Origin of the sequence: Kitasatospora cheerisanensis KCTC 2395, assembly GCF_000696185.1 — a bacterium.
GTDB lineage: Bacteria > Actinomycetota > Actinomycetes > Streptomycetales > Streptomycetaceae > Kitasatospora > Kitasatospora cheerisanensis.
Genome location: NZ_KK853997.1, coordinates 7,353,114 through 7,365,253 on the forward strand (window position 1 = coordinate 7,353,114; position 12,140 = coordinate 7,365,253).

General features: G+C 74.3%; 14 protein-coding genes and 1 pseudogene. 8 read left to right on the plus strand and 7 right to left on the minus strand.

Going from position 1 to position 12,140, the window contains the following annotated elements; all coding sequences use genetic code 11:
• Positions 1-129: pseudogene (locus tag KCH_RS47500) on the minus strand (MFS transporter); the annotation flags it as partial.
• A 2-nt stretch (positions 130-131) separates the two neighbouring features.
• Positions 132-1,469, minus strand: a complete 1,338-nt coding sequence (locus KCH_RS33130) for a discoidin domain-containing protein (protein ID WP_051653717.1) — start codon at positions 1,467-1,469, stop codon at positions 132-134.
• 302 nt (positions 1,470-1,771) lie between these two features.
• Between KCH_RS33130 and KCH_RS33135 the strand changes: the two genes are divergently transcribed.
• Both KCH_RS33135 and KCH_RS33140 read left to right on the plus strand, forming a co-directional pair.
• On the plus strand, positions 1,772-2,398 hold the full coding sequence (locus KCH_RS33135; RefSeq protein WP_035869341.1) for a TetR/AcrR family transcriptional regulator: 627 nt from the start codon (positions 1,772-1,774) through the stop codon (positions 2,396-2,398).
• 20 nt (positions 2,399-2,418) lie between these two features.
• Positions 2,419-3,030 carry a carotenoid oxygenase family protein gene (locus tag KCH_RS33140; RefSeq protein WP_244305540.1) on the plus strand — a complete coding sequence of 204 codons (612 nt, stop codon included), beginning with the start codon at positions 2,419-2,421 and terminating at the stop codon, positions 3,028-3,030.
• Between the two features lie 2 nt (positions 3,031-3,032).
• Here the strand turns inward: KCH_RS33140 and KCH_RS33145 are convergent, their stop codons facing one another.
• A complete protein-coding gene (locus tag KCH_RS33145) occupies positions 3,033-4,175 on the minus strand; it encodes a response regulator (protein WP_244305541.1) in 1,143 nt (380 codons plus the stop codon).
• Positions 4,176-4,536: 361 nt separating this feature from the next.
• Here KCH_RS33145 and KCH_RS33150 point away from each other — a divergent pair, with 361 nt between their 5' ends.
• Complete coding sequence (locus tag KCH_RS33150; RefSeq protein ID WP_035869344.1) at positions 4,537-5,094, plus strand: hypothetical protein; 558 nt, start codon at positions 4,537-4,539, stop codon at positions 5,092-5,094.
• A 14-nt stretch (positions 5,095-5,108) separates the two neighbouring features.
• Here KCH_RS33150 and KCH_RS33155 read toward each other — a convergent pair whose 3' ends face one another.
• Positions 5,109-5,591 (minus strand): GNAT family N-acetyltransferase, encoded by a 483-nt coding sequence (locus KCH_RS33155; protein ID WP_051653718.1) that lies wholly within the window; start codon positions 5,589-5,591, stop codon positions 5,109-5,111.
• 11 nt (positions 5,592-5,602) lie between these two features.
• Positions 5,603-6,040 carry an NUDIX domain-containing protein gene (locus KCH_RS33160; protein ID WP_035869346.1) on the minus strand — a complete coding sequence of 146 codons (438 nt, stop codon included), beginning with the start codon at positions 6,038-6,040 and terminating at the stop codon, positions 5,603-5,605.
• A 125-nt stretch (positions 6,041-6,165) separates the two neighbouring features.
• Here KCH_RS33160 and KCH_RS38195 point away from each other — a divergent pair, with 125 nt between their 5' ends.
• Complete coding sequence (locus tag KCH_RS38195) at positions 6,166-6,774, plus strand: CAP family protein (protein ID WP_051653719.1); 609 nt, start codon at positions 6,166-6,168, stop codon at positions 6,772-6,774.
• 110 nt (positions 6,775-6,884) lie between these two features.
• A complete protein-coding gene (locus KCH_RS33170) occupies positions 6,885-7,271 on the plus strand; it encodes a hypothetical protein (RefSeq protein WP_035869347.1) in 387 nt (128 codons plus the stop codon).
• 62 nt (positions 7,272-7,333) lie between these two features.
• On the opposite strand, the gene KCH_RS33175 is transcribed toward KCH_RS33170, so the two are convergent.
• Positions 7,334-7,945, minus strand: coding sequence for a TetR family transcriptional regulator (locus KCH_RS33175; RefSeq protein WP_035869349.1), 612 nt, complete (start codon positions 7,943-7,945; stop codon positions 7,334-7,336).
• Positions 7,946-8,027: 82 nt separating this feature from the next.
• Between KCH_RS33175 and KCH_RS33180 the strand changes: the two genes are divergently transcribed.
• A complete protein-coding gene (locus KCH_RS33180; protein ID WP_084224304.1) occupies positions 8,028-8,939 on the plus strand; it encodes an oxidoreductase in 912 nt (303 codons plus the stop codon).
• Between the two features lie 146 nt (positions 8,940-9,085).
• Here the strand turns inward: KCH_RS33180 and cobF are convergent, their stop codons facing one another.
• Positions 9,086-9,847, minus strand: coding sequence for a precorrin-6A synthase (deacetylating) (gene cobF, locus KCH_RS33185; protein ID WP_035869355.1), 762 nt, complete (start codon positions 9,845-9,847; stop codon positions 9,086-9,088).
• Positions 9,848-10,080: 233 nt separating this feature from the next.
• Between cobF and KCH_RS33190 the strand changes: the two genes are divergently transcribed.
• Both KCH_RS33190 and KCH_RS42950 read left to right on the plus strand, forming a co-directional pair.
• Positions 10,081-10,677: a carbon-nitrogen hydrolase family protein gene (locus KCH_RS33190; protein WP_208866014.1), complete on the plus strand. Its 597-nt coding sequence runs from the start codon at positions 10,081-10,083 to the stop codon at positions 10,675-10,677.
• 192 nt (positions 10,678-10,869) lie between these two features.
• Positions 10,870-12,140 (plus strand): P-loop NTPase (locus tag KCH_RS42950; protein WP_482793298.1); only part of this gene is annotated, 1,271 nt, incomplete at its 3' end.

Below are 12,140 nucleotides of genomic sequence, written 5' to 3' on the forward strand. Positions count from 1 at the left end.
GACCATCTCGGAGGAGACGTCGGTGACCAGGCTGACCGCGCCGAGCGCGAGGACCGTCCGGGGGACGCGCCGCCCGGCCCCGGCGGGGCGGGGCGGCGCGTCCGGGCGGCCGGTGGTGGCCAGGTACATCATCAGTGGCAGCTGTACTTCGGGCCGGTGTCCTCGATCTGCCCGTCCGTGCCGACGTACGTCCAGCTGTAGCCGCTGTCGGTGAAGTCGAGCTTCAGGACGCCGTAGTCGCCGCTGATCCGCTTCTGGCTGTTGGGCTGCACCTGCTCGATCGGGTAGGGCTCGGCGCCGCCCATGCCGCCGACGATCTCCACCATGCCGTCGGCGACGGCCTTGCCGTCCGGGTCCTGCGGGGCGAAGCGCTCGTAGTGGTGGTCGTGGCCGTTCAGCACCAGGTCGGCCTTGGCGCCGTAGAGGATCTTCCACACCGGCCGGGAGACCGGGTCGTTGCCGTGGCCGCCGGAGGAGTACAGCGGGTGGTGCCAGTAGGCGGCGATGCACTGCTTGGAGTTGGCCGCCAGGTCGGCCTTCAGCCAGTCGATCTGGGCGCTCTGGTCGAAGGCGTTGGAGTCCAGCGCGACGAAGTGCCAGTTGCCTTCGTCGAAGCTGTACCAGCTCTTGCCCTGCGGGTAGGCGATGCTGCCGAAGTACGACTTGTAGCCGGCCTCGGACCCGGCCGGGTCGTAGGTCTCGTGGTTGCCGGGGACGGGGCGGGTCTTGGCCTTGAAGGCGCCCCAGGTCTTGTCGTAGTAGTTCTTGAAGTCCGACAGGCGGGCGTCGTCGTACTGGTTGTCACCCATCGTCAGGTAGAACTTCGGGTCGATCTGCTGGGCCAGCCGGGCGGTCTTCGGGTGCGCGCAGGCGCTGTCCGAGGCGGTGCACTGGGCGGCGATGTCGCCGGCCGCGACGACCGTGAACGCGCCGCCGGTCGGCGGCGGGCTGCTGCTGCCGCCGGCCGGGACGCCGTACACCTCCAGCTCGAACAGCGAGTAGCCGTAGGAGGTGCCGCGCGCGGTGCCGTACATCCGCACGTAGCGGCCCTTGCCGGACAGGCCCGTCCAGTCGTCGGTGCCGCCGTTGCCGGCCTTCTCCTCGGCGACGGTGCTCCAGGCGGTGCCGTCCGCCGACACCTCCAGCCGGTACGCCTTGGCGTACGCGGCCTCCCAACTCAGCTTGATCCGCGAGATGTCGGCGGTGGCGCCGAGATCGACCCGGAGCCACTGAGGGTCCTTCCCCTCGGCGCTCGCCCAGCGGGTGGCGGCGTTCCCGTCGACCGCCTTCCCCGCCTCGTACGACGACCCTTCGGTGGACGAGGCGGTCGCCGGCCTCCCCTTCGACAGCAGCGGGTCGGCCGCCGCGCCGGCCCGGTCGGACCAGCCGAGCAGCAGACCCCCGAGCAGTGCGAGCACGGCGGCGTACACGCCGATCCGCGCGCGCCGCACCACGACTCCCTGACGCATTCGTGAACTCCCTGACCTAGGACGGCGAGAGCTGGACACCGGCGTACACCGAGGACGGGCCACACCGGAGCGACGACCGCACTTCGCCGCGGCGGCCCGGGACAGAGCTCTCGCTGAGCGCGGCACGCCCCATCCGGTGCGGGCGTCGCGCCGAGCCGCCTCCCCGCAGGCTAGTAGAAAGTAAAGTTTCCTACCAGTCGTCCGACCCCTCGAACTCCGGTGCGGAAACCGTTCGCTGACGGAGCGACAGGATTGTCGGAAAGTCGCGGTAACGCTGTTACCGACGGGCTACGGTGTTGCCCATGAGCACGCCCTACCAGGACGCGCAGCGCGCCGGACAGCACGCCGTGCGCACCGCGATCCTCGACCACGCCATCGACCTGCTGGTCACCGAAGGCCCGGCCGCCCTGACGATGCGCCGGATCGCCACCGGCATCGGCGCCTCCACCAAGGTCCTGTACACCATGTTCGGCGGGAAGGAGGGCCTGGCCGACGCCCTGTACCGGGAGGGCTTCGCCCGGCTGCGCCGCGCCCAGCAGCAAGTCCCGCGCGCCGCCGACCCGTTGACCGCCCTGAACGAGCTCGGCGCCGCCTACCGGGCGCACGCCCTCGCCGAACCCGCCTACTACCGGGTGATGTTCGAGCAGGCGGTGCCCGGCTACCGGCCCGGACCAGAGGCACTGGCCGCCGCCCAGCACGCCTTCGACGCCTCCGTCGACGCCGTCCGGGCCTGCATCGACGCCGGCGTGTTCGCCCCCGGCGACCCGCACGAGATCTCCGAACTCCTCTGGGCGGCCGCCCACGGCGCCGTCAGCCTGGAACTCGCCGGCCACTTCCCGCCGGACACCGCCGCCCACCGCTTCGAGGCCCTGCTCGCCGCCGTCGGGCGGGCCCTGCTCGCCGAACCGCACCGGCCCGGGTCGGCGTGATGCCGCGCCGGGGCGGGCCGGTGCGCTGGTTCGAGGTCGCCCCCTGCCTGGTCGGCCACACCCTCAACGCCTACGAGAACGGCCCCGAACTGGTCGTCGACGTGGTCCGCCACCCCGAGGGCTTCACCATCCGCGACTTCGGCAACAGCCGCCCCACCCTGGACCGCTGGCGGATCGACCTGGCCGCCGGCGCCCTCCGCGAGGAGCGGCTCGACGACCGCACCCAGGAGTTCCCCCGGGTCGACCCCCGCCGCACCGGCCGGCCCCACCGCTACGGCTACGCCGCCGCAACCGAACTGTACGCGGCCCCCACCGGCCCCGACGACCCGCGCCCCGACGAGGGCTTCAGCAGCGCCCTGCTCAAGCACGACCTGGAGCGCGGCACCGTCGAAGCCCACGAGTTCGGCCGCTTCGGAGCCGTCGGCGAAGGCGTGTTCGTCCCCGCCGAGAACCCCGCCTCCGAGGACGACGGCTACGTCATGGCCTACGCCCACGACCCCGAGCGCGGCGCCGCCGACCTGGTCCTCCTTGCCGCCCAGGACTTCACCGGCGAACCCGTCGCCCGCATCCACCTGCCCGTCCGGGTACCGCTCGGCCTGCACGGCAACTGGGTTCCCGACCCGACCGGTTGACGTCAGATCAGGGCCGGCGGCGGGGCCGGCGCGGGCCGGAGCGGCGCACGGTGGGCCAGGCGGCGGCGCTCCCGGTGCAGCTCCACGTGGACGGCGACCTTGGCACGCAGCGCCCACGGGTCGACCGGCTTCGGAATGAAGTCGACCGCGCCCGCCGCGTAGCCCCGCATCGAGTGCTCCGGGTCGGTGCCGATCGCGGTGACGAAGATGATCGGAATGTCCCGGGTCCGGGCCCGGCGCTTGATGTGCGCCGCGGTCTCGTACCCGTCCATCCCCGGCATCTGCACGTCCAGCAGGATCACCGCGAAGTCGTCCGGATCCAGCAGCGCCCGCAGCGCCTCCGACCCGGACGAGGCCCGCACCAGGCAGTGCCCGTGCGGACCGAGCACCGCCTCCAGCGCCACCAGGTTGTCCGGGCGGTCGTCCACCAGCAGCACCTTCGGCGCCGGCCCCGCGTGCGGGGGCGACGCGGGCGGCAGCGGAGCCGCGTCCGTGCCCTGCTGGTGCTCCACCAGGGCGAGTTGACGCTCCAGCAGGTCGCAGCGCTTCTCCGCGCAGGCCGCCCGGTCCCGGGTCCGGGCCAGCTCGTCCGCCAGCCGCTCCACCTCCCGGGCCAGCGCGTCGCGCTCCGCCAGCAGGTCCGTCAGATCCGGCGGGGCGGGCGTGAACGGCCGCGCCTCCAGCCGCAGCAGCCGGGCGTCCAGGTCGGCGATCGACTGCCGGGTGCCGTCCAGCGCCAGGTCGAGCTGCTCCTCCCGCGCCCCCGCCCGCCGGGCCTCCCGGTCCGCCGCCTGCAACTGGCCCTCCAACTGCTGCACCGCCCGGCCGATCGACGCCGCCGTCCGCAGGGCCGCCAGGTGCTGGCGGCGCAGCCGCTCCAGCGACGGCTCGTCCAGCCGGGTGCCGAGATCCTCCGCCAGGTGGTGCAGCAGCTCCTCGACGAACGCCCACGGCGCGATCCTCGTCCCCGCCAGGTAGCGGGACAGCGTGCCGGGGTTGAGGTAGCAGCGGGACGCGTAGCGGCGCACCGAGATACCGAGCTCCAGGAACAGCGCCCGCAGCGTCTCGGCGAACTCCCGGCACTCCCGGTTCAGTTCGCCGTCCAGTGGCAGCAGGCCGCCGTCCCGGACCGGCCCCGCCGTCACGCCCGCACCCCCGCCGGCCGCGCACCACCACGCCGGGCCGCCATGAACGCCGCACCCAAACCTCCACCCGTACCCGCCGGCCCGTCACGGTCCGGTCGCGCCAAACCCCGGCCGCCGCTGCGCCGGGGTGGGAAGCAGCATGCCGGATCGCAGGGGTGTTGCGCGCCCCGCAACGCGCAGGCGCGCCGCACACCGGCTCAACGGCAACGGCGTTGTGGCAGAAGAAAAGTGACGCAGCATCACCCGTGCGAGTAGGGCTTCGCCGCTCGGACGGCCTCCGGTCGGGTGGTGTTCGGGGCCGCGGGCCCGCGCTCCGAAAACGCGTGTCCACGCGGCGGGCCCCGGTGCGAGACTGCGCGCCATGACCGAACTCGAGCTCGGCGAGCTGGACCACCTGCGGGAGATCGAACGACTCGCCCACCGCGTCACCGTCGAGGCCTCCGGCGAGGACTGGCTCTCGTACCAGCCCGATCCGGCGGACGCGACCCCGCTCCAGCGCAGCATCAACGCGCTCGCGCGCGCCGTGCGCAGCTACCACTTCGAGGGCGACGGCTGCGTGGACGAGGACCGCCCGCTGATCCCGCTGGTCGGGGCCGCCGTGCTGAAGCCCGGGGCCGTGCCGCCGGGGATGGCCGAGGACTACGCGGAGGCGTGCGCGCTGCTCGGCGTCGAGGCCCGGCCGGAGGGATGGGCGCTGTGGAGCACCTGGGACGACGGCGGCCACCGGGTGACCATGGTGGTGACCGCCGTCGACACCACCTACGGGCTGTTCCGGAACTGGTCCCGCGGACGGGAGTCCGACCCGGTGACGCCGCTGCCCTCGCAGATCGGCCAGGTCCGCAAGGGCTGGATCGGTCCGCTGACCTTCTCGCCGCGCGGCGTGGAGCGGACCGGGCTCGGCGGGCAACCGCTGTCCTGAGCCCCGCCGTTCGCTCAGAGGGCGAGCTTGAAGCCCTCGTGGCTCGGCACGAAGCCCAGCCCCGCGTAGAAGCGGTGGGCGTCCGCCCGCTCCTTGTTGCTGGTCAACTGCACCAGCGCGCAGCCGCGTCCGCGCGCCCGCTCGACCGCCAGGCCCATCAGCGTCCGCCCGAGCCCGCCCCCGCGCCGGTCCGCCCGGACCCGCACCGCCTCGATCAACGCCCGCTCGGCCCCGCCCTTCCCGAGCCCCGGAACGTACGTCGCCTGCAAGCACCCCACCACCACCCCCGCCTCCTCCAGCACCAGCACCTCATTGCGCGGATCCGCCTCGATCGCCGCGAACGCCCGCTCGTACGCCTCCCCCACCACCACCCCCGTCGGGTCCACCACCCGCTCCTCACCCGCCAACAGCGCAAGCACCGCCGCCAGATCCGCCCGCACCGCAGGTCGGAACAGATACGCGGAGGAGCCGCCGGAACCCTCGGGAGTCGCAGTCATGCCGCCAGACCCTAGTGCCTAGCGCCGCCGAGTCCGCCCGCGCCGATCGCCTTGCGCAGGACGTCCTTCAGCTGCGGGGGCATCAGGTTCAGCGCCCCGACCGCCTCGACGGTGAGCGGGACCTCTCGCAGCAGGTACTCACCGCGATCGGCGCGGGCGAACTCCGGGCCGCTGCGGTCGTCGAAGTTCCACGAACCGAGCTCCGCGACGTAGAAGTACTCGGCCTCGCCCCGGTCGTTCCGCAGTTCGCAGAGCGGCCGCAGCGCGGTGACCGTGCCGGCGATCTCCTCCCGGATCTCGCGGACCAGCGCGGCCTCCCGCCCGGCGTCCTCGTCCTCGACCCCGCCGCCGACCAGTACCTGGTACGGCGCCCGGCCCGGTCGGACCCGATTGATCACCAGCATGGTGCCGGTCGGCGTGAGCAGCACGGCACGGACACGTTCCTTCACGAGCACTCTCCCTGTGGTGGGTGGTCGACCAGTGTGGCAGCCGGCCGCCGTCGACGGGGGCGTGCCCTGGGCGGGGGCCGGGGCGTTGAGTGGGGTGGCGGGTCGGTGCGGGAAGGAGCGGGGCGTTGGGTGCGGAGCGGGTCGGCAGGGTGGTCGTGGCGCTGGTGGCGGTCGTGGTGGGGACGGGGGCGGTCGGGGCGCCGGTGGGGGAGCGGGCCGAGGGGGAGTTCCAGAGTGAGTGCCTGGGGGCGATCAATGCGGATCGGGTCAGGCACCGGGTGGCGCCGCTGACGGTGGATCCGGCGGTGGTGGAGTACGCCGAGTCCCGGGCGGAGCAGGTGTCGCGGCCGGGCGGCTTCCACCAGGACGGGCCGGCCCGGGGGTACGGGGAGACGCTGAGTTGGAGCTCGACCGCGGGGGAGGGCGCGTACCGGCCCGGGAGTTGTAGGGATGCGGTGGAGGCCTGGTACGAGGGAAGTGTGCGGTACGACTACGCGAAGCCGGGGTTCTCGCCGGAGACCGGGAACTTCACGCAGTTGGTGTGGAAGGCGACGACGAAGGTCGGCTGTGCGCGGGTCGGGGGCGTGCGGGACGGAGGGCCCGGCGGCGAGGGGTTCTCGTGGTTCGACACCTTCGTCGTGTGCGAGTTCGCGCCGCCGGGAAACGTCGGCACGGATCCGCAGGACCCGGCGAAGGGGTACCGGGAGAACGTGCTGCCGCCCGTCGCCGGGTAAGGAGTCGGTTCGGGGACGGCCGACGATGTCCGAAAAGCAGATGGTCGCTGCTTTCCCGGCTCTGCTGTTATGAGCACCTCAACTCACCGGACGACTCAAGGGGAACTGTCATGGGCCAGGTGCTCAGGCGCGCCGCCGTGTCCATCGCCGCGCTCGTCGCGGCGACCACCGCCGCTGTCGGCGCCGGAGCCGGAACCGCTCCGGCCTCGGCCAGCACGGTGATCGCACTCGGCACCACGTACAGCGCCGGCGTCTACTCGGCGCCCAACGCGGGCTCCGCCAAGGTCGGCGTGCCCGACCTGCACCCGGGCGACTCGGTCGCGGTGAACTGCTGGGCGGTCGGCGGCAACGTCGGCAACTTCGGCGACGTCTGGTACCACGCCTTCCAGGAGATCTACGCGGGCGCCCCGTACCAGCAGGTCGGCGGCTGGGTCTTCGCGCCCTACGTGGACGGCGCCGCGGCGTTCCACAACAACTGGATCCCCAAGTGCCCCTGAGGTGACGTCAGTTCCGCACGAGGGTGGTCGGTGCCGATGGCACGGGCCACCCTCGTGCGGCTTCACGGGCCGGTGCGGTCCAGGGCCGGGGCGATCGCGGTGAAGGCGCGGGCGGTGAGGGCGGCCGGGTCCTCGGCGCCGTCGCTCGCGCTCCAGAGCTGGAGGACGGTCTCGAAGACGGTCAGGGAGAGGCCGGCCGCGAGGCGCGGGTAGAACCCCGCGGGGGAGGGCAGGCCGAGCCGGGCGGCCAGTTCGGCCGCCAGGTCGTCGCGCCACTGGGCCTGGCGCTCCAGGAAGCGGGCGTGCAGCGCCGGCGTCCCCAGGATCAGCCGGACCACCCGGAGGGCCCGGTCGGTGTGGCCGGCGCAGGCGTCGACGGAGGAGCGGACGGCGTGCCGGAGGGCCGTCGACGGGCTCTCCTCGGGCGGGCGGGCGGCGAGTTCGGCGCGCATGCCCGCGCCCAGGTCGGCCAGGAACTGGACGACCACGTCCTCCTTGGAGGCGAAGTAGCGGAAGAACGTCCGCTTGGACATGCCGGCCGCGGCGGCCATCTCGTCGACGGTGACCGCGTCGAAGCCGTGCCCGACGAACAGGTTCAGCGCCGTCTCGGTCAACTCCTCGGAGACGAGGCGGCGTTTGCGCTCGGCCAGGCTCGGTGCGGGGCGGGTGGTCACGGGCCGATGCTACACCCGACGCCGAAGCTGGCATCCGGCGTCGAACTTGACACTTGGTGACATGCGGGGCAGCGTGTGCCGCATGACGAAGCATCAGTTCTGGGGCGCCGAACGGATTCCGGACCAGACCGGGCGCGTGTTCGTGGTCACCGGCGCAAACAGCGGCCTCGGCCTGGCCACCGCCCGGGCCCTTGCCGCGAAGGGCGGCCGGGTGGTCCTCGCCGTGCGCGACGAGGCCAAGGGGCGGCGGGCAACGGACGGGATGCCCGGCTCCGGCGCGGAGGTGCGCCCGCTCGACCTGGCCGACCTGGACTCGGTCCGGCGGTTCGCCGACGGGCTGCGCGCCGACGGCGTCCGGCCGGACGTGCTGGTCAACAACGCCGGGGTGATGGCCCCGCCGCGCACGCTCAGCGCGCAGGGCCACGAACTCCAGTTCGCCGTCAACCACCTCGGCCACTTCGCGCTCACCGGGCTGCTGCTCGACCTGCTCGCGCAGGGCACGGATCCCCGGGTGGTGACGGTGAGTTCGACGAACCACCGGCAGGGGCGGATGTTCTTCGGCGACCCCTCGGGGGAGCGCGGCTACGCGCCGATGCGGTACTACAACCAGTCCAAGTTCGCGAACGCCGTCTTCGGCCGGGAGCTGCACCGGCGGCTGACCGCCGCGGGCAGCCCGGTGCGCAGCCTGCTCGCGCACCCCGGCTACACCGCCACCGGTCTCCAGACCAGCTCGCCGACCGGCCTGGTCAAGCTGCTCTTCGGCCGCGTCCTCTCCCCGCTCGCCCAGGCCCCGGAGCGGGGCGCGCTGCCCCAACTGTTCGCCGCCGCCGCCCCCGAGGCCCTGGCAGGCCAGTTCATCGGACCGCGCGGCCCGGCCGAACTGCGCGGCGCCCCGACCGTGGTCCGGGTGGCCCCGGCGGCGGACGACCCCGCGACCGGCCGCCGCCTCTGGGAGCTGTCCGAGCGCCTGACCGGCGTCCGGTACGCCCGCTGACCGCGCGGCCGGAGCAGAGCGGAGCGGACGGCAGCAGGGCAGAGCGGAGCGGACGGCAGCAGGGCAGAGCGGAGCGGACGGCAGCAGGACCGAAGTCCGCCGGCCGTCCGCTCCGTCGGACCCGGGGCGTGAGACGTTCCGGAGGGTCAGTCCTCGGTGCGGCGGAGCAGGTAGCTGTCCATGATCCAGCCCTTGCGCTCGCGGGCCTGCTCGCGCAACTCCGCGATGCGGTCGGCCTGTTCGGCGAGCGGGCCGGCGGCCAGGATCTCGTCCTCGGTGCCCAGGTAGGCGCCGTAGTGGATGTGCACGCCCGCCGGGTCGATCTTCGTGAAGGCGGCCTGCCCGTCGAGCATCACCACCGCGTCCTCCGAGCCGGGGCCGAAGCCCTCGGCCGCGAGCCGCCGTCCGGTGGTGATCCGGACCGGCCGGGCGGTCCGGGTCAGAGTGGTGCGGTGACGGGCCGCCAGCACCGAGATGCTGCTGATGCCCGGAATGACGGAGTACTCGAACTCGGTGCGCCCGCGCGCCAGGATCCGGTCCAGGACGGCGATCACACTGTCGTACAGCGCCGGGTCGCCCCAGACCAGCAGCGCCCCCGTCTGACCCTCCGCCAGTTCGGCGCGGACCGCCTCCTCGACCAGGTCGGCGCGCCGCTCGCGCCACTCCTCGACCGCCTCCTGGTACGCGGTCGTGGACCGGTCCCGGGCCGGGTCGATCAGCTCCACCACCCGGTGCCCGGGCCGCCCGTGCTCCGCGATCATGTGCCGCCGCAGCCGGATCAGGTCCTGCCGCTCCTCGGGCTTGTCCAGCAGCAGGAACGCATCGGTGCGGCCGATCGCCTTGACCGCCTCCAGAGTGAGGTGGTCGGGATCGCCCGCGCCGATGCCGATGACGAGAAGGGTACGCATGACGCCGATTCTGCCTGGTCCCCCCGGCGGCACCGCAGGTGGGAGGCGGGCTGCACCGCCGGGCCGCCCGCGGGGGGCGCGGACGGACGGTGAATAATCCGGACCATGGTGACGAGTGGGACGAACAGGAATCCGCTGACGGTGGCCGCCGTCCAGCCGGTGTGGGCCGGGCCCGAGGTGGCCGCGAACGTCGACGAGCACGTGCGGGCCGTCGCGCGGGCCGGGCGAGGCTGGTGGTCTTCCCCGAACTCTCCCTCACCGGCTACGACCTCGGCGCGCCGTCGCTGACCCCGGACGACCCCCGGCTCGCGCCGCTGGTGGCCGCCTGCCGGGAGGCCGGCTCGGTGGCGCTGGTCGGCGCGCCGGTCCGCGAGGAGGACGGCCGTGAGTACCTCGCCACGTTGGCCGTGACCGGCGAGGGCGCGACCACCGCGTACCGGAAGATGTGGCTGCACGGGCCGGAGTTCGACCGGTTCAGCCCCGGCGAGAAGCCGGCCGTCCTCACCGTCGACGGCCGGCGGCTCGGACTGGCCGTCTGCTACGACGCGGCCGTCCCGCAGCACGCCGCCGACACGGCGGCACTCGGCATCGACGCCTATGTGGCCAGCACCCTCTACGGCCCGGGCCCCGAGTCCGCGGCCCGCCGCGACGGCCACATGCGCGACCGCGCCACCGCCCACCGCACCTGGGTCGTCCTCGCCACCTCGGCCGGCCCCAGCGGCTCCTACCCCGACACCTCCGGCGGCTCGGGCATCTGGGGCCCGAACGGCGAGCCGGTCGCCCGAGCAGGCCGCGCGGCGGGCGAGATCGCGACGGCCCGGCTCGGCTGACCGGGGATCCGCGTTCTGCCGCGCACCCGCGCGGGCCGCAAATATCATCGTGCGGCGGCGCGTCGCGGTGCGGGCGCCTTCCGACGGCGTGCGGCGCCGGGTGGCAGGGGGCGTGGGGTGGAGCGGGTTCGGGTCGCGGGAGTCAACGGGCCGGGCGGGTGCGGTTCCGGGTACGCGGTCGGCGGTCGGCTGGTGCTGACCTCCGCCCACGTGGTGGGGCCGGCCGGCGGCCGGGTGACGGTCTTTCACCCCGGCGGGGCCGGGGCCGCGGACGGGAGCGTGGTGTGGGCCGGCACCGCCGGCGGCCGGGACGACGCCGCCCTGGTGCTGGTGGACGACTCGCCGCACTGGCGCCCGCCGACCGCGCCGGTGCAGTGGGGACGCCCGGGCACCGAGCGTCCGGGCGCCGGGTGCGAGACCTGGGGCGTCCCCGAGGAGGCCCAGCGCCCGGGCCGCCCCGTCGAAGCCGCGCACCTGTCGGGGGAGGTGAACCCGGGGAGCGGCTTCGTCGGCAACCAGTACGTGATGGACCTGCGCACGCCGGGCGGGAGCCGGCTCGCCGACGGCGCCTCGCCCTGGGGCGGGCTGTCCGGGGCCGCCGTGTTCTGCGACCGCTACCTGATCGGCGTCGTCGCCGCCGACCGGGCCCGCTCCGCGCACGGCCGGCTCAACCTGGTGCCCTCGTACGTGCTGCACCACGACGCGGAGTTCCGGGCCGTGCTCGCCGCGAACGGCGCGGGCGGGCCCGCCGGGCTGGAGGCGGTGGAGTTCCAGGACCTCGCCGACCGCGCCCACCACTCCGCCCGGCCGGCCCCCGTGACCCCGGCCGCGCTGCTGGAGGCCCCGCGGCAGACCGTCCCGTTCCACGGGCGGACCGCCCTGCTCGCCGAGTTGACCGCGTGGTGCGCGCTGGACGGCTTCGGTGCGTGGCTGCTGCACGGGTCCGGCGGCCAGGGCAAGACCCGCCTCGCCCACCAGCTCGGCCGCCAACTGGCCGCCGCCGGCTGGACGGTGCTCTGGGTCGGGGCCGACGCCCGCCCGGACCGGCTGCTGGAGCTGCGGCGGGCGGCCAAGCCCCTGCTGCTCGTCCTCGACTACGCGGAGACCCGCCCCGAGCAGCTGACCGCCCTGGTCGAGGCCGCCGCCGACCACCCCGGCAGCAGCCCGTTCAAGCTCCTGCTGCTGGCCCGCACCGAGGGCGACTGGTGGCACCAGGCCGTCAACTCCAGCCGCCGGGCCGAGGACTACCTCAGCACGGCCCGCAGCTACCGGCTCGTCCCGCTGGAGGACGACCCCGGGCGGCGGGTCGGCCACTACCGGGACGCGGTGCGCGCCTTCGCCCGGGAACTCCCGCGCGTCGCCGGCCTGTCCGAGCACGACTGGACGGCCGCCGCCGCCTCCCTGCCCGAGCCCCGCCACCTCGGCGAGGACGCGTACGGCAACGCCCTCACCCTCCACATGAC